At 33.3% G+C, this 17,621-nt stretch carries 19 protein-coding genes; 6 read left to right on the forward strand and 13 right to left on the reverse strand.

Annotated elements, in window-relative coordinates; all coding sequences use genetic code 11:
• Window positions 1-13 precede the first annotated feature (13 nt).
• Window positions 14-1,879, reverse strand: coding sequence for a PTS fructose transporter subunit IIABC (locus tag B2S90_RS00995; protein ID WP_055289990.1), 1,866 nt, complete (start codon window positions 1,877-1,879; stop codon window positions 14-16).
• Between the two features lie 149 nt (window positions 1,880-2,028).
• Here B2S90_RS00995 and B2S90_RS01000 point away from each other — a divergent pair, with 149 nt between their 5' ends.
• Both B2S90_RS01000 and B2S90_RS01005 read left to right on the forward strand, forming a co-directional pair.
• The gene (locus B2S90_RS01000) at window positions 2,029-2,313 is read left to right on the forward strand and encodes a hypothetical protein (protein WP_215656301.1); all 285 of its coding nucleotides are present in this window, start codon (window positions 2,029-2,031) and stop codon (window positions 2,311-2,313) included.
• A 104-nt stretch (window positions 2,314-2,417) separates the two neighbouring features.
• Complete coding sequence (locus tag B2S90_RS01005) at window positions 2,418-2,936, forward strand: TetR/AcrR family transcriptional regulator (RefSeq protein ID WP_278779043.1); 519 nt, start codon at window positions 2,418-2,420, stop codon at window positions 2,934-2,936.
• 35 nt (window positions 2,937-2,971) lie between these two features.
• Here the strand turns inward: B2S90_RS01005 and B2S90_RS01010 are convergent, their stop codons facing one another.
• From B2S90_RS01010 to B2S90_RS01040, 7 genes are all read right to left on the reverse strand, one after another.
• On the reverse strand, window positions 2,972-4,912 hold the full coding sequence (locus tag B2S90_RS01010) for an FAD-dependent oxidoreductase (protein WP_286696401.1): 1,941 nt from the start codon (window positions 4,910-4,912) through the stop codon (window positions 2,972-2,974).
• Between the two features lie 121 nt (window positions 4,913-5,033).
• Window positions 5,034-6,044, reverse strand: coding sequence for a helix-turn-helix transcriptional regulator (locus B2S90_RS01015; protein WP_279079098.1), 1,011 nt, complete (start codon window positions 6,042-6,044; stop codon window positions 5,034-5,036).
• Complete coding sequence (locus tag B2S90_RS01020) at window positions 6,041-6,790, reverse strand: Cof-type HAD-IIB family hydrolase (RefSeq protein ID WP_187114797.1); 750 nt, start codon at window positions 6,788-6,790, stop codon at window positions 6,041-6,043. Before B2S90_RS01020 ends, B2S90_RS01015 begins: the two co-directional genes overlap by 4 nt.
• Window positions 6,791-6,827: 37 nt before the next feature.
• Window positions 6,828-7,313 (reverse strand): hypothetical protein, encoded by a 486-nt coding sequence (locus B2S90_RS01025; protein ID WP_055234855.1) that lies wholly within the window; start codon window positions 7,311-7,313, stop codon window positions 6,828-6,830.
• Window positions 7,300-7,905 carry an ATP-binding cassette domain-containing protein gene (locus B2S90_RS01030; protein WP_286696402.1) on the reverse strand — a complete coding sequence of 202 codons (606 nt, stop codon included), beginning with the start codon at window positions 7,903-7,905 and terminating at the stop codon, window positions 7,300-7,302. The genes B2S90_RS01025 and B2S90_RS01030 overlap by 14 nt, the downstream gene beginning before the upstream one ends.
• Window positions 7,906-7,917: 12 nt before the next feature.
• The gene (locus tag B2S90_RS01035; RefSeq protein WP_278779433.1) at window positions 7,918-8,406 is read right to left on the reverse strand and encodes a hypothetical protein; all 489 of its coding nucleotides are present in this window, start codon (window positions 8,404-8,406) and stop codon (window positions 7,918-7,920) included.
• Complete coding sequence (locus B2S90_RS01040; protein ID WP_286696403.1) at window positions 8,390-9,244, reverse strand: hypothetical protein; 855 nt, start codon at window positions 9,242-9,244, stop codon at window positions 8,390-8,392. Before B2S90_RS01040 ends, B2S90_RS01035 begins: the two co-directional genes overlap by 17 nt.
• A 137-nt stretch (window positions 9,245-9,381) precedes the next feature.
• On the opposite strand from B2S90_RS01040, the gene B2S90_RS01045 reads away from it, so the two are divergent.
• Both B2S90_RS01045 and B2S90_RS01050 read left to right on the forward strand, forming a co-directional pair.
• The gene (locus B2S90_RS01045) at window positions 9,382-10,071 is read left to right on the forward strand and encodes a LytR/AlgR family response regulator transcription factor (RefSeq protein WP_286696404.1); all 690 of its coding nucleotides are present in this window, start codon (window positions 9,382-9,384) and stop codon (window positions 10,069-10,071) included.
• Window positions 10,071-11,300: a sensor histidine kinase gene (locus B2S90_RS01050; protein WP_286696405.1), complete on the forward strand. Its 1,230-nt coding sequence runs from the start codon at window positions 10,071-10,073 to the stop codon at window positions 11,298-11,300. The genes B2S90_RS01045 and B2S90_RS01050 overlap by 1 nt, the downstream gene beginning before the upstream one ends.
• Window positions 11,301-11,442: 142 nt before the next feature.
• On the opposite strand, the gene B2S90_RS01055 is transcribed toward B2S90_RS01050, so the two are convergent.
• Complete coding sequence (locus tag B2S90_RS01055; RefSeq protein WP_286696406.1) at window positions 11,443-11,877, reverse strand: HD domain-containing protein; 435 nt, start codon at window positions 11,875-11,877, stop codon at window positions 11,443-11,445.
• A gap of 130 nt (window positions 11,878-12,007) precedes the next feature.
• Here B2S90_RS01055 and B2S90_RS01060 point away from each other — a divergent pair, with 130 nt between their 5' ends.
• Complete coding sequence (locus tag B2S90_RS01060) at window positions 12,008-12,574, forward strand: TetR/AcrR family transcriptional regulator (RefSeq protein ID WP_278780491.1); 567 nt, start codon at window positions 12,008-12,010, stop codon at window positions 12,572-12,574.
• Window positions 12,575-12,582: 8 nt separating this feature from the next.
• On the opposite strand, the gene B2S90_RS01065 is transcribed toward B2S90_RS01060, so the two are convergent.
• From B2S90_RS01065 to B2S90_RS01080, 4 genes are read right to left on the reverse strand one after another with little or no spacing between them, the layout of a single operon-like run.
• Window positions 12,583-12,981 carry a DUF956 family protein gene (locus B2S90_RS01065; RefSeq protein WP_055289570.1) on the reverse strand — a complete coding sequence of 133 codons (399 nt, stop codon included), beginning with the start codon at window positions 12,979-12,981 and terminating at the stop codon, window positions 12,583-12,585.
• Window positions 12,982-13,028: 47 nt separating this feature from the next.
• The gene (locus B2S90_RS01070; protein ID WP_278780494.1) at window positions 13,029-13,946 is read right to left on the reverse strand and encodes a PTS system mannose/fructose/sorbose family transporter subunit IID; all 918 of its coding nucleotides are present in this window, start codon (window positions 13,944-13,946) and stop codon (window positions 13,029-13,031) included.
• A 20-nt stretch (window positions 13,947-13,966) separates the two neighbouring features.
• Window positions 13,967-14,782, reverse strand: a complete 816-nt coding sequence (locus B2S90_RS01075) for a PTS mannose/fructose/sorbose transporter subunit IIC (RefSeq protein WP_055289571.1) — start codon at window positions 14,780-14,782, stop codon at window positions 13,967-13,969.
• Window positions 14,783-14,797: 15 nt separating this feature from the next.
• Complete coding sequence (locus B2S90_RS01080) at window positions 14,798-15,784, reverse strand: PTS sugar transporter subunit IIB (protein WP_278597646.1); 987 nt, start codon at window positions 15,782-15,784, stop codon at window positions 14,798-14,800.
• Window positions 15,785-16,180: 396 nt separating this feature from the next.
• Here B2S90_RS01080 and B2S90_RS01085 point away from each other — a divergent pair, with 396 nt between their 5' ends.
• Window positions 16,181-17,512, forward strand: coding sequence for an MATE family efflux transporter (locus B2S90_RS01085; RefSeq protein WP_286696407.1), 1,332 nt, complete (start codon window positions 16,181-16,183; stop codon window positions 17,510-17,512).
• Window positions 17,513-17,621: the final 109 nt, after the last annotated feature.

The raw sequence follows: 17,621 nt of genomic DNA on the forward strand, positions 1-17,621 counted from the left end.
AAAAAAGCCTGAGTTATGACTCAGACTTGTGTGTAAATGTAATAATAAGACCTGATACAATTGCACCAGCTAGAAGTGCTAAGACATACTTGAGTGGATTAGACATCAAATAGATAATCCAGATACCACCATGAGGTGCCATCACTCCACACTTAAAGTAAGCAGATAATGCGCCAGTAATAAGTGAACCTAGGATACATGCAGGTAAGACATGTTTTTGATCTTTCTGCATAAAAGGTATAGCCCCTTCTGATACAAATGATAAGCCCATAATAATGTTTTTTAAAGTAGTACCTCTTTCTTCTTTAGTCCACTTTTCTTTAAATACAAGTGTAGAAAAGCCAATCGCAAGAGGTGGAATCATACCAGCACCCATAACAGAAGCCATGATAATAGCCGCATTATTCGCTCTAGTGAAAACTAAAGCATTCGCAAATAAATAAGCAAACTTATTAACAGGACCACCCATATCAATAGACATCATCGCACCAAGTGATGCCCCAATAATAACTAATGAAATAAGTGGTAAGTTATTCACACGTTCCATAATAAATGAATGAGCAATCACTAGATATGTATTAAGTACTGTCATCACAATACCTGATGATAATACGCCTAATACTGGATATAGTAAGACTGGTTTAATACCATCAAACATATCTGGAATCTTAGTACAGAGTTTCTCAATTGCAAGTACGAGATATCCTGCAATAAAGCCCCCTACTATAGCCCCTAAGAAGCCTGATGTACTTAAAGTAGTATAAGGGTTATTTAACCAGGCTAAAGTAAAACCACTATAGGCAATATAACCACATGCAAGTCCAGGTCCTAAAGCTGGACGATCAGCAATACTCATCGCAATATAGCCTGATAATACGGGTAATACAAGTAAGTAAAGAATGTTCCCAAAGACATTCAGTATATTCGCAAATTGTGTATTAAATGTAAGTTTAGTTGCAAGTACACTCATAAATCCTGCTGCAACTAGAATAGGTAAAGCATGAGAAAAACCATTCATTAAATGTTTATAAGGAATATGCCATCCCTTTTCTTGGTTATTCTCTACCTTTACTTCTTCACCTTTATAGATAGGTGCTTGTTGATCTAAGATAATCTGAATAAGCTTTTCTGGCTCATCAATCCCTCTTGCCACAGGACAGCTATAGAGTGGTAAACCATTAAAACGATTTAAAGAGATATTCTTATCAGCCGCAATAATAACACCCTTTGCGTATTCTATATCTTCTTGTGTGAGTTCATTCTTAACCCCTACTGAACCTTGTGTTTCTACCTTAATAGATACACCCATTTCCTTAGCCTTTTTTTCCAATGCTTCTGCAGCCATATATGTATGAGCAATTCCTGTTGGACAGGCAGTGACTGCTAAGACTTCAGGGTGTTTGACTTCTTCTGTTTCATGTTTAGCACTTTGTGCTAAATCAATAATAGATAAGAATTCTTCAGGCGTTCCCGCATTCTTTAAATCTTCACAGAAATCATGATCCATTAGTAATGTAGAGAGTTCACTTAATACCTGTAAATGTACATTATCGCCATTATCTGGTGCCCCAATCAAGAAAATAAGAGTTGTAGGCTGACCATCCATAGATTGATAATCTACACCCTCAGGTAGTGTCATTGCGGCAATACCTGCTTGAGTAATCGCAGTTGTTCTTGCATGAGGAATCGCAATACCATCCACCATACCTGTAGTAGAAAGATTTTCTCTTTCTATAACTGCTTCTTTATATGCTTCTTTATCAGAGACATTGCCCTGTTTATTCATTAAAGACACCATTTGATCAATTGCATCCATCTTGCTAGAGGCATGACCATGAATCTTGATGGCTTCTTTACTCATCAAATCTGTTATTTTCATATTCTTCTCCTAGTTATAATATACATGCATTCTATCATAATTTTCTGTAAATAAGTACGGTAATATTATGTTTATAAGAAATTATTTTTCTTATCATTTAACACTTCATAGAAATAAGATTATAATAAGAAAAGAAAGAAGGTGTTACTATGTATGCAGTCATTTATGGTGACATGGAAAATGGAGAAAACATTGAAGTAGAAGGACTATTTCAAACACACGTTGAAGCAGTGAAGGCATTGTATGAGAGTGCTTCTAAGACATTTGATTCTATGAATATTGATATAGAATCATGTGAAGAAGATGATTATGACTGGAGTCCTCGTGGTGAAATCCATAAGGAAAGTGCCTGGGCTAATAGTGGCGGCAAAGATGGATATGCTTTATTTTGGAATGTGATAGAGATAGATAACAGAGCTTTTCAAAACAAATAAATGTAAAATATGACATATAGAGTGAAAAGTTTCAACTTCAAAAGAGTTGATGCTTTTTTATTGCTTCTAAATAAGGTAAAATTGAATTAAAGGCGGATTACAATATGAAAAAAGAAGCGAAGAAGAAACTTTATGAAAGCACTGTGGAATTATTGAAGGAGAGTGATTATGAAGATCTCACAGTAGGAAAGATATGTCAAAATGCCTGTCTTTCTAGACAATCATTTTATCTTTATTATCATTCCAAAGATGATGTATTAAAAGAAATCTATTTTAATCTATTTAAGTATACTTATCTAGATAAAATAGAAGACAAGCAGTATATAGAGTCTGATGATTTTATCATGAAAGTAATTGATGTCTATGAAGCGCATGCAACTATCTTCATTACATTAGAGAAGTGGTACTACCAGGATTTTTTATCACAGGAGAAGCAGCGTTTTCTAGATGAAATCTCTCTTCATGTATTTAATAATCCATTTATTGAGAAATACTTTAAATATTTCATGATTTCTTTCTTAACACCACTTCACTATATTATGATGGGATGGCTTAATGGAGATAAGAAGGAATCTAAACAGGAACTACAATCAATCATTAGAACATTTGTATATCACAAATAATAAAAACCCTCTCATTTTTGAGAGGGCCGTTTATTTTATAAGTCTTTTGTTAGGTTATATGCTTCTGTAATAGCTGTCTTGATATTACCAATTTCATGGGCATCACCAATCATATGATAGTTAAGACCACTTGCCTGAAGCATTTCTTCAACAGCTGGGTTCTTCTTATAACCTGCTGCAAAGATAAGTGTATCTGCATCCTTGATTGTATGAGTAACGCCTTCAAGTGTATAGTTGATTTCAGTTTCAGTCACTGATTCTACTTTAGCACTTGTAATAATCTTGATACCCTTCTGCATCATTCTTCTTACAAGTAAGCTTCTGCCTGGTCCAGATTCATTCATCATGACACCATTTGCCATTTCTAATATAGTGACATCTCTATTTCTAGGGAATAAGTCATTGATTAATGGTGCTAAGTAATCAGCTGTTTCACAACCTACTGATCCACCACCAACAATTACAATCTTACGACCTGGGAACTGTTTACCAGCTAATACATCATCTGCAGTCATCCATGATTTGAACTGAGTAAATGGATTAATAACGATTGGAGAAGCACCAGTACCTGCAATGACTTCATAATCCTTAAATTCATTCTGTAACATATCTAAAGTCACTTCTGTATTCAATCTTACATCAACACCTTCAAGTTTATGAGCCATATACTTGATAACTAATGTTAGATTCTGTTTTGCGATAGGTACTGCAGCTAAGTTCATTTCTCCACCTAACTTATCATCCTTTTCGCATAATACAACATGATGACCACGTTTATGTGCTACAAATGCAGCTTCCATACCTGCTGGTCCACTACCAATCACAAGAATATTCTTCTTGTTTTCTGCTTCTGTAATCGTATCTTCGTTTTCAATTTCTAATGAAGGGTTGATTGTACAAGATACACGTTTACCAAACATAATACCTGTTAAGCAGCGTAAACATCCAATACATGGTCTAATATCTTCTACATGACCATTCATTGCTTTATTAACGAATTCTGCATCACATAAGTTAGCACGTCCCATCATACAGATATCTGCTTTATCATTCGCAATGAGTTCATCTGCAATCCAAGGTTCAGTAATACGTCCAACTGTTGCCACTGGAATAGATACATGCTTCTTAATTTCTTCACTTAATAATGCATGTGAACCCATCTTAGTTCCTGGTGCTGGAATAGAACTTCCTCTTGCGATAGTTGTACCACCAGAGACATGAAGCATATCTACACCTGCTGCTTCTAATGTTTTAGATACATAAATCATATCATTGATGTTTAAACCACCATCAGTATATTCATCACCAGAAATACGTACATCAATAATAAAGTCCTTACCACACATTTTACGTACTTCTTCAATAACTTCTAAAGTAAGTCTTAATCTACAAGAAATATCTCCTCCGTATTCATCTGTTCTCTTATTATATAAAGGAGATAAGAAACCACCTAATAAACCATGAGCATGAGCTGCATGGATTTCAACACCGTCAGCACCTGCAGTTTTAACTCTTAAAGCTGCTTCACCAAACTGTTTAATAATAACCTTTAATTCTTCTTTAGTGACTGAACGTGGTGCTTCTTTTGCATAATATGGTCCTACATTACTTGGTGCGATTAATCTTGGTGTACCAGGAATTGGGAAAGCCATATAAGCTGGGTGGAATAACTGTGGTAGAATCTTACAATCATACTGATGTACAGCTTCAGTTAATTTTTTCCATCCAGGAATAAAGCTATCATCATGAATAGACATATCTCCAGGTAAATAGATATATGTTGGTTCTACTGTAGTGACTTCAGTAACGATTAATCCAACACCACCCTTTGCACGAGCTGCATAATGAGCCACTAATGCATCAGTAACATAACCCTTATCAGCTAAGTTTGTACTGATAGGAGGCATAAAAACTCTGTTTTTTACAACTGTTTCACCGACTTTAATAGGTGAAAATAAATGTGAAAATTCCTTCATTTGTATTTTCCTCTCTTTCGTCCACATTATATCACTCCTCTTGTGAATAAAAAATCATGCTTTTATATAAAAACAGTCATATTTTGCCTTCTTAGTGTTAAGAGAAGACAATATATGACTGTTATAAAACGATTTGTATACGCTTACCTTTGTTTGACATTTTAATTTCTTCTTCTGTTTCTAGTTTAATATGTTCTGCATTTAAAGTAATCTTGCATTTCTCATCTTCGTAGATAGTTTCTTCTTCATTAATGAAATCTTCTAATATTTCATCAAAGTTATCGAGATTCATTTCTCTTTCTTCTGTAGGTGCAAAATTCTTCTTAAAACGTTTTCTATAATTACTCGGTGATATGCCATAGATTTCTTTAAACGCTTCTGTATAGGCTTTAGAATTAGGCATACCGCATTCATCTGATATTTCTGATATGTTCTTGATTCCTTCTAGTAAATCTTCTAAAGAAGCACGAATACGTACACTATTTAAATACTTGACAAAGGTAATACCAGTAAACTTCTTAAATAATTTAGATGTATAACTTAAACTGAATGAAAGTGTATCTGCCACATCACCTAAAGTTAAGTTCTCATTGTAGTGAGCATCGATATATAAAATAGCCTTCATATAGTTCTTATGGGCTTCATCCTGTAAAGGGAGGGAAGACATAGAGAAAGAGACCTGAGAAGCAATAGAAAGGATGTCCATCATATAAGCATTAAGAGTATAGAGGTTATAGTTTCCCTGTCTAATAAGTTTAAGAATTCCTGATATCTTATTTTTTAATTGATCATAAGCCTGATTTGTGACAATCATTGTAGAAAAAGCTTCAGTGCTATTCCCACTCATTGCGGAAGTCATGCGATCAAAATCTATATGTATTGTAAGAATCACTCCATCTTTTTTATGCGTAATCAAATGAATATCTCCGGGCGCAATCATCACAAGTTCACCTTTTGATAGTTTAGAAGTAAACTTCTCTGTCACTATCTGGTATTCTCCTTGCAAGACATAAGAGAGTTCTAAACTCTTTTGTCTAGAGAAGATATGACGATCAAAGCTGTTGATACTTAAAGAGAGAGGATATCCAAACTTCTGTCCTGAAAAATCATAATAATCTGACATATTCATCATAATAGTAAGTCCTCCAGATATTTACCTATTCCATCATGATCACAATCATCACATACTGCATCGGATTGTTCTTTCACATGTTCAAGTGCATTACCCATTGCGACACCTGTTCCTGCCTTAATAAGCATAGGAAGATCATTTTCACCATTTCCAAAAGCGATGGTATCCTTTAAATCAATATGATGAAAACGTGCAATTCTCTCCAACATTGTTCCTTTATCTACACCTTTTGGTCCTATTTCAAGCCAATAAGGATCAACTAAAGAACATGTATAATCAAGTCCCTTAACGTCAAAGGAAGGACGTCCATAAAAGACAAATTTATCAAATATTGCATCTTCATGTATCGGAATATGCAAATGTAGTAATCGAACAAGCAAGGATTCATTATAGTGGAACATCACTCTTTTATTATTGATATAGACAATAAAGCCATAGTGATGTGCTTTCGCATATCTTCTTACTTTTAAGTAATCATCATAGTTTAAGCGTTCATGTTCAAGTACATTCTCTCCTAGATGATCATGATAAGCTTGTCCATTATTGCATGAATAGCCACTCATTGGATATTTTTCAAAATGAAGCATATCACCATATTTCTTTAAACTATTAATATGACGACCACTCGAGAGAATAACGCCTATTCCCTTCTCTTCTAAATCAATAAGTGCCTCTAGTGTTCGTGATGAGATTTTAGAACGACTGTTTAGCAATGAACCATCCATATCACAAAATATTAACTTCATAAAACACCTCCATGAAACAATCATAACACAAAAGGCTTCAAGACATAATTCCTGAAGCCAAAGTAATGAGATATTTAATAAAAATGATAAGTATAAATGTAATCATGAACGTATGCGTTCCTAATCTTTTATAGAATAAAGACATACATAGTCCTACAACTATTTCAATGAAGACTGTTCCTATAAGTCCTAAGATACAAATATCATAGAAGAAGAAATCAGTGAGAATAGAAAACAAAACAAATACAACTAGTGTATCTACTATTCTTACGAACATCGTTGTATGATACTTCTTTCTTCCCATTCTGATGATCGATAATGTATCTATTTCAATATACTGGAAGATACAATCAGATACTATTTTTAAATATAAGTAATTAACTAGAAGTGAAAATACAATATAAATAGGTCTTTGAGGAAAGAAGTATTTGATATCTGCATAATCAATAAAGTTGATATGAAATACTTCTCTACATATAAGAAATAGAATAAAGAGAGAAACATAGTTCTTAATAGTCTTCACTTTGAAGCTTCCCCTCTTCTAGTAAATAGGTATGAGTATAGTGAACACGAGCTAAGCGATCATGTGATGCAATCACTATACTTTTACCACCTTCTACTAGTGTATTGACCATATTCTCAAATACGATAATACTCTCTTCATCCAAACCTCTTGTTGGTTCATCAAAGAAAATAAGATTCTGATCTTCCATCACCGCTTGGATAATACCTGCTTTTTGTCTCATACCTACAGAATAATTCTTAAGTGTTGAAGAACTATCATAATCTAATGAGTACATATGACATAGTTCTCTTATTCTTTCTTCATTATAGTTATGATTGATAGAAGCAAGAAACTCATGATTGAATCTTAAAGTTTCATTTTCAATAAATCCTGGGTTTTCTATAAGTGCACCTATATATGTATCAGGCTTCTTATCAATAGTGCCTGAATCAGTTTGAATAATATCGCAGATAATCTTAAAGAGTGTAGATTTACCACATCCATTCTTTCCATGTATATAGAGACACTCTCCCGTATTTATTTCTAGATTGATATCTTCTAATACAATGTTTTGTTTAAAGCTTTTTTTAATATGATTGACTTTCAACATCTTTATTTCCTCCTAGAAGAACATGTAATGATAAGCAAGATTGATAATGATAGGTAAAGCGATATAGAGAATATTTGATTTCCTATTGAACTGTAAGTAAATAATGGATATCTCAAATAGAAATAGAAATGTATAAATAACTAACATCAATAGTAGCTTGATACTCATTTGAGAGATACCATATACAAGAAATAAGAAGCTATAGAGAATAGCTAAGAAAAGAAGTGTAGTCATGATCATAAAGGCATAGATATTTTGTTTTGTATTCATATAGCCCTTACGTGTAATCAAAGTATGGTTAATCCCATTGATGATCATGATCTTCTTATACATCAATACAAGACACGCAATATTTAGAATCAAGGTAATATAATTACTTGTAAGAAGAATATAGATGAAGTTAACTCTCCCATTTAATCTTGTGACTACAGGAATAAGAAGAATCAAAATAATAAGTGAAATAGTGTCCTGTTTCTTAATAAGTTTAAGTAGTGGAGTCATGATAATCCCTCATTCCAAAAAGAATAGATGACAAAAGATAATAGAGTAATGCCGTACCAATATAGAAGAGATGAGGATTGTTATTTAAAACAGGACTTTTAATAATGCTTGGAGTGAGAATATTAATGATATTAAGGAAATAAGCCAATGTGGCAATCAAGCTTCCTGATGTATTATAGAATGTGTGAGATAAAACTGATGCACCAATATAAAGAATAAGAGATACAAGTAGTCCAAGCGTTCTATAGAGATAAACATTCTTAATAAAATACTGTAATGAGAACAAGAAATGAGAAAAAAGTGCATAACCAATTGATGAAAGAACCATATAGATAATAAGATTAAGAAGTAATGAACTAGATAATAGATTAGTCTGTCTTGTCGCATTCATATAGATTGGATTAATAGAAAAAAATATCTTAAAGAAGAAAAGATGAATGATTAGTATTGCAAGTAGATGAGTCATAAGAATAAGAATAAATGTCGCAAGAAAATTAAATTGTCTTTCTTTTTTATGATAAAGAGAAGAAGACATACGTGTTATCAGAAAATGATTGAATTTATTATGCTCATATAATAAGAAATCAGCACTAATGATATTAGGTACAATGAGTGTTGTAAGGACATATAATATAAGTGTCAGTCCTGAATCCTGTAAGTAATAGAAGAAGTCTAAGCCCATTTCAGGATCCTTTGATTTCATGAGTATCATTTCTTTTTCAGGAATAGATCCATAGGCTCCTTTATAGCTGATGAATATTCCTGCAACAATCGCAATGAAATAAATAGAAAATAAGAGAAGTTTCTTTTTGGATTTAAATAAGAAGAATTGTTTCATAAATTATCTCCTTGATATGTTAGAATATAATTAATAGTTCTTTTGTTTATTTCATTTTAGATAATACATAGTATATATTCAATTGAGTGGTCGTTAATGGTCTATTTAAAAGCGTCAATGATAAGGAGATGGAATCTATGGCATATAGAATTGCAGTTGTAGATGATGAAGAAGATGACTTAAAACATGTTTGTCATCATATAAGTGATTTCTTCTCATCTACAGATATAGAGGTTAATACATATATGAATGCTTTACAGTTTCCTATAGATATATATTTTGATGTCTTATTTCTTGATATCGATATGCCTCATGTTTCAGGATTAGAACTTGCGAAAGAGTATAAAAAAAGACATCAAAATACGTTAATTATCTTTATTACCAGTCATAATGAACTGGTTTATAAAGCATGTAATATACATCCTTTTGACTTTATTAGAAAAGAGAATCTAGATATAGAAATGCCTGATGTATTAGAAGAAATCAACTATCATTTATCTCATTTACATCCAAGTGTGACATTCTATATCAATGGAAATGCCTATATATTAAGAAAAGAGTCTATTCTTTATTGTGAAAGCTTCAATCATCAAACAGAGATACATTTTGATACATCTTCTATTACTGTCAATATGCAGCTAGGTGATGTAGAAAAGACGATTGATTCTAATCATTTTAAAAGAGTTGGACGTTCTTATCTCGCAAATATGAAAAAAGTGACTAAGCTAGAAGGTACAACATTATATATAAGTGATCACTACCAGATACCAATAAGTAGAAGAAAGAAAAAGCTTGTATTAGAGTATATGAAGGAGGTGCATCATTGATGTTAGAAACAAATAATATAAGTTTCATTGCACTATCCTTGATGTTGTTGTCATTCTTCTATTATGTCTATTCTATCAGCATTAAAGAGAATCTAATCAAGTTTATTGGTTCTGTACTATTATTATCATCTGTTTCTATTATTTCTTCTATGTTCATACATAATGGACTTCTTAGTATATGTCTATTAAGTTTATGCCTCATTCTGTTTAAGCATGACAGACTTCTAGAATGTCTATTTATATCAATTTACTTTATCTTTCTTAAGGTTCTTACCTATGTGATTATGACATGGGGTATCAATATTTTTATATATGATCTAGTTTTACCTATTCATGATACAATCTATGGTTCAGATATCCTTTTATGTGTATTTTTACTTCTTACAGGGCATTTATTTAAGAATTATTTACTGCGTATTAAAGAATATACCGCCTTCTATCTTGGTATCCATTCTGTTTTAATACTCATCTATTTGTCCTATCTTATAACTATTTTCAAGAAAGGTTCTCTTCCCATTGAAAGTTCTATAGAAATTGTACTGATTACTATTCTTGTGATATTGATCTATCAGATGGTTAATAGAATACTAAGTATAGAGAAAGAGAATTATCTAGTAAAATTAAACAATGAGGAATTGAAATTCAATAAGAAGAATTATGAAAATATCATTTCTCATATGAACGAAATCAGAAAGATTAAACATGATATGAATCATATGTTGTTGTCATTACTGGATGATTGTGAAAAAAAAGATTATGAATCACTCCATAATCATATTCATAACCAATTACATACAATAAATAAAACACAAACAGTGGATACAGGCAATGCCTCTTTGAATCTTATACTATCTTCTCAATTATCTAAGATTAAAGATAAGAATATTGAATTTATTGCCAGTCAATTTGATGATGATATCCCTATAGATAAAGTAGACTTCTATGTATTACTAGGTAATTTATTAGATAATGCGATTGGGAATTGTACATCAAAGTCTATTAAGAAGATTATTCTTGATATTTATAAAGAGAGTAATGATTTCATTATTGATATTAAGAATACAAGCATCAATAATCCTCTTGTTGATAATCCATACTTCAATACTACTAAAGAAGAGAGAGGGCATGGGTTTGGAATGCGTTCTATTATGAATATAGTCAATAAGTATCATGGTGAGATCACCTATGATTACTCATATCGTTATTTTAGTGTTCAAGTCAAACTATAAAGACAAAGATAGAACTACCAGCAAGCGGTTGTTCTTAGATTTAATTAACTACTTCAAGCTTTTCCACAGACTTGAGGTAGTTATTTTTGATTTCTTATCAAGAATTAGTATTATTCCTATGAAAAAAGCTAGAAATTCTAGCTTACTTATTAAACAACGTCTCTTCTATTGCACAAATCTTATCTGCAATACATACAATCCATGCTTCTTTGCATGCTGGAGGAATAGGAGTTAAAGGAAACATATGTCTGACTATAATATTTCTAACTCGTGGTGATAATGTATAATCCATTTCCGCATTTTTATAAGCACATTCTGGATGAGTGAACCCGTGGAGATGTCTTCCTTCTCCATCATGCCAGTAATATAAGAAGTAATCATGTAATAATGCGCCAATGACTAAAGCGTCCATATTGACTTGTATTGGGAGCCTTTTCGCTATCTTAACACTCATACGAGCGACATTTACACAATGTGTATAAACAGAAATAGAACCATGCTGTATATAATTCTTCGTTTCATTGATTCGACCACAATTCTCTAGATAACGTAATTTCTTTTGAATAATGTATGTCATTCATTTATCCTCCATTATTGAAACCCTTAATCCGCCTGTATTATAATATAGACATGTAAATAAAAAAATGGTCAGAATAATATATATATGATACTAAATATACATATTTACTAGAAAGTGAGATAAAACTATGGATAAAAAGACAGACAGACGTGTTCTTAAGACAAAACGTGCGATATATAATGCTTTTGTAGAACTTTTATCTGAAAAAGAAATCAATCATATTACAATCACTGATATCTCCAAAAAAGCAGATATCAACCGTAAAACATTCTATAACTACTATTCAAATACCTATGAAGTTATGGAAGAGATAGAAAACCTGACGGCTGATACGTTCATTAAAAGACTTGATGCAATAGAATTTACGAATATGACTGATTTCCTCACAGAAATCTTTAGTCAGTTTACTGAAATCATTAATAGTGATCTAGACTTCTTTAGTCATCTCTTTAAGACAAATAATCGCTCTATTTTAATAGTAAAGATTGTAGAAGCGATTAAAGAATATATTCGTAAACGTATTGAAAAGGAACAGGAATTAGATATACAGAAATTTAATATTGTGGCTGATTTCTATATTCCTGGTATATTATCTGTTTATATGAATTGGTTTATAAATAATCATAATATCCCTATCGAAGAATTATCTCATATTCTCACAGATCTTATTCTTCATGGAACAGAAAAAAAATGATCAGGCAATTAAGCCTGATCATTGACTTTGTGTCGATATTTAGAGTCAAAGATGTATCGTATACCCCTTTTAATAATGGTAAGGAATGTAGGAGAACGATACATTTTTTCTTTTGGAAAATGATTTCCAACCACCTGTAATGTTTTCACATTATTACGTGTAGAGAAAGTAAAATGTCCATTGTTTTTAGTGAATATTGCGAAACGTGCAATTTTCTTATTAAAATATACAGAAGCACTGATATAATCAATTTCTTCCCATGGAATCTGAATAAAGTCTTCTTTATTCTTTTCGTTATAGAACTCAAAGGCCTTGTCCCCTACCATGACATCCCCATAGTTAGTTAAACCATTTAGTGAAGTCGCTTTAATTGAAAAATCAACTTTTGTATTTTGTGATTGTGCCATTTTATTTCCTCCTTAAAGATAAGAGGCAGTAAAACTGCCTCTATTGATTACATAATACCGATAACTCTTGCAACGATACCAACAATGAATAATGCGATGATGATAACGATTGGAGATACCTTTTTCTTTAATAAGTAACAGCATAATAATGTAAGTAATAATGCTGCTAAGCCAGGGATTAACTGATCTAAGTTCTGCTGTAAAGTAGTAACCTTAACCTGATTTAATCCATTAGCACCAAGTGAGCTATACTGAGTTAATGCTTCTTTGATACCTGCAGCACCCTTTGGTAACTTATCCCAGTTGATATAAGCACCTTCAGACTGAGTAACCTGAGATACTACTGGAGTAAAGCTGATAGATACCCATCTCTGTACTAATGCACCGATGATGAACATACCAAGGATAGAAGCACCTTCAGTAACTTTACCAAGAAGTCCTCCTGACATATCCTTAGCAATAGAAGTACCTACTTTATAACCGAATTCCTGTGTATACCATAAGAATGCGATACGTACTAAGTTCCATACTACAAAGAATAATAATGGTCCAACAATGCTTCCTGATAATGCAAGTGAAGCACCTAATGCACCTAAGATTGGTCTTACTGTAAACCAGAATACTGGGTCACCAACACCAGCAAGAGGTCCCATCATACCAACTTTAACACCCTGTACAGTCTGGTCATCTACAGGCATACCATTTGCACGTTCTTCTTCAAGTGCTAATGTAACACCCATAACTGGAGCTGATACATAAGGATGTGTATTATAGAATTCTAGATGACGCTTTAATGCAGCGGCTCTATCTTCTTCTTTTGTATATAATTTCTTGATAGCTGGGATAATTGAAAAACACCAACCACCATTCTGCATACGTTCATAGTTCCAAGAACCCTGAAGGAACTGATGACGCCAGCATACGTCCATTCTATCTTTTTTAGATAGTGTAATCTTATCTGCCATAATGTTCGTCCTCCTTCAGATTAATAGTCATTTAAGATGTCACCAAGTGGATCTCCAGATCCTCCAGCGCCACCATTACCTTTACCAGCTTTGTCTTTTAATCCAAGATAGATTAAAGCAAGAACAACACCAATAATACCTAATGCGATTAATGTAAGTTCTGAGATAGCTGCTAAAACGAAACCAAGAGCAAAGAATGGCCAAGTTTCTTTTGTAGCCATCATGTTGATAACCATTGCATAACCTACAGCGGCAACCATACCACCACCAACAGCCATACCACCAGATAACCAAGCTGGCATAGAATTTAATGCACCTGTTACAACCTTAGCTGGAACGAAGCAAAGGATAACTGCTGGGATCATAATACGAAGACCCTGCATTAAAATTGCAGCAATCTGCCATCTTTCAATAGCCTTATAGTCACCTTTTTCTGCAGCTGCATCCATGAAGTGAACCATAGGGATTGCAAGAGTACGACAAATCATTGTTAAGAATAAACCTGCAACTGATAATGGAACGGCAACAGCGATAGAAGTATTGATAGCGTTAGTAACGTTTGTACTACCACCCTGTAAACCTAATACCATGATGATTGCTGAAGCAACTGATGCAAGAGCAGCATCTGGTGCAACAGCAGCACCAACGTTTGCCCAACCAAGGGCAATCATCTGTAATGAACCACCAAGGATAATACCTTCCTTTAAGTGGCCAGTAACTAAGCCGATTAACGTACATGCTACTAGAGGCTGATGGAACTGGAATTCATCAAGAATACCTTCCATACCTGCAAGTAAAGCAACAATCGCAATCAGCACAATTGAAATTGCTGACATAAATTATTTCCTCCCTTATTTAGACAATCCTTCTTTAGCTTTATTAAGGATTGCATTGATGTTATCAGGTGAATCATTTGGTACTTTACGCACATCAAACTTAACACCCTTAGCCATAATCTTTTCAATAGTATCAACATCATCCTGACCCATTGATACGGCTTTAGTACAAACGACTTTACCCTGTGAATGAGCCATAGAACCTAAGTTCAATGTCTTGATGTCTACGCCACCTTCGATTGCACGAAGTGCATCCTGTGGGTTTTCAAATAATACTAATGCTTTTGTGTTACCAAAACGTGGATCCTTAGCAACCTGAATCATCTTATCGATTGGTACAACGTGAGCTTTAACACCTGGAGGTGCTGCCTGAATAATCATTTCTTTTCTAAGATCATCATGAGCCACACCATCAGATACTACGATGATACGGTTTGGCTGAGTTGTCTTAGTCCATGCAGTAGCAACCTGACCATGTAATAAACGTGAGTCAATTCTTGCTAATACATACTTGATGTGACCATCACCAATAACTGTTCCTTCAGGAATAGCGCCCTGAGGTGCTGGTGCAGCTGCTGCTGCCTTTTCTTCCTTCTTAGGTTCTAGTGTTTCAGGTTTTGGTTTAACACCATCTCTTGCCACTTCAGTGACATGTGTTGCGATTTCATGAGCTGTTTCCATAGACATACGAGATGCATAAGTTTCAATCAACATTGGTAAATTTAAACCAGTGACAATAGCCCACTTATCTTCATGTCCATTAAGTAAAGCACTTGCCTGATTGAATGGTGTTCCACCCCAAAGGTCTACAAGGAATAATACTTCATCCTGATTTTCAAAACCAGCAATCGCTTCTTCCATTTTTCTGCGAATATCATCTGGGCCTTCGCTAGGCATTAATGTGCAGGCTTTAACGTTAGCCTGATCACCAAAGATCATAGATCCTGACTGGAAAATGCCTTCTGCAAACTGTCCATGACTCGCAAGGATAATTCCTACCATTTTATCTCCTACCTTTCATAATTGTAAGTAAGTAGTGAAGATATACTTAATATGTATATGGACATCTATACATACAACTTTTATATTCATCTAATCCCTATCAACTTATACTCATAGATAAATACAGTTCTTCTCAAACATATATCTCCTATTTACTATATGTTCCATTATAGCACCATCTCATTTCAGTGCAATAATCCCGATTTAGGAAATATATATACCATACTTTTTACACTTAATATACCATATATTTAAAATAGTTGACATTATATTCTATATATGATAGTGTCTATGTACAAAACCTTTTGGTTGTGGATTTTTGTCAGAGAAATCTTATTTTCGCCACACAGCGTTTTTTTACGTTGTGTGGCTTTTTGTATGTTTAGGAGGAAAATTATGAATCAAGATTATATGAAAACAAAACCTATACTCCCTTTAGTATTATCGATGAGCTTACCAATGGTTTTATCCATGCTTGTCAATTCTCTCTACAATATTGTCGATAGCTTCTTTGTAGCTCGTATTAGCGAGAATGCGATGAATGCCTTATCTTTAGTATTCCCTATCCAGAACTTAATTACTGCAATTGCAGTAGGTTTTGGTGTGGGTATGAATGCAGTTATTGCCTTCTATCTAGGCACAGAGGATCATAAGAAAGCAGAAGATTCTATGGCCCAGGGATTATTACTCTCTGCAATACATGGAATAATCTTAATGGTTGTCTGTGTATTATTTATTCCTACATTCTTAAAATTCTTTACAAATGATCCTGTTGTATTAAAGGATGGAATATTATATGGACGTATTGCCTTCTCATTCTCTTTTGTGATTCAGGTAGGAATCGCATTTGAAAAAGTATGTCAATCATTAGGACGTATGGCTTTGACTATGAAGATTATGATTATTGGATGTGTGACTAATATCATTCTTGATCCTATTCTTATCTTTGGGTTAGGTCCTATTCCAGCAATGGGTATTGCGGGAGCTGCGCTGGCTACGGGTATTGGACAGACTATTCCTTGTATTCTATACCTATTTTACTATAAGGTGGAATTACCACTACGTATCCATAAAGAAGCATTAAAAAACCATAAGTATTATAAGAAGCTATATGGAATTGGTATTCCTGCTACACTTAATATTGCGCTCCCTTCTGTTCTTATTTCTGTACTAAATGCGATTCTAGTAAGCTATTCAGCTATCTATGTCGTTGTACTTGGTATCTATTATAAGCTTCAGACATTTGTTTTTATGCCAACCAATGGGATTATCCAGGGTATTAGACCACTTGTAGGATATAACTATGGAGCTAAAGAATATAAACGTGTTAATAAGATTTATAAGCTTACTTTGTCTTTAAGTTTAATTATTATGATTGCAGGAACATTTCTTTGTTTTGTATTTCCTAAAGAAATCATGGGACTCTTTACTACAAATGAAGAAACACTTAACGCAGGTATTGTAGCCTTACGTATTATTAGTATTTCTTTTGTCTTCTCTTCACTTTCTCTTACTTCCGGTGGTGTACTTGAAGGACTTGGTATGGGTATTCCATCTTTAATTATCTCTTTATGTCGTTATGTAGTCATTATTCTTCCATGCGCTTATATCCTTTCTTCACTACTTGGACCAACTGGCGTATGGCATGCATTCTGGATTACAGAAGTATTTACGGCCATGGTTTCCTTATTTATATATAAGAAGAAAAAGAAGGACTTGTTTGACTAGATCTTATGCAACTCATACAATAGTAGAAAGCGCAGGTGAAACATATGTCACAGATCACAAAACATGCATTGGAAGACTCTTTAAAGACATTACTTTTAAGAAAACCTTT

The organism is Catenibacterium sp. UBA627, from assembly GCF_002299355.1.
In the GTDB taxonomy this organism is placed as follows: Bacteria; Bacillota_I; Bacilli_A; order Erysipelotrichales; family Coprobacillaceae; genus Catenibacterium; species Catenibacterium mitsuoka.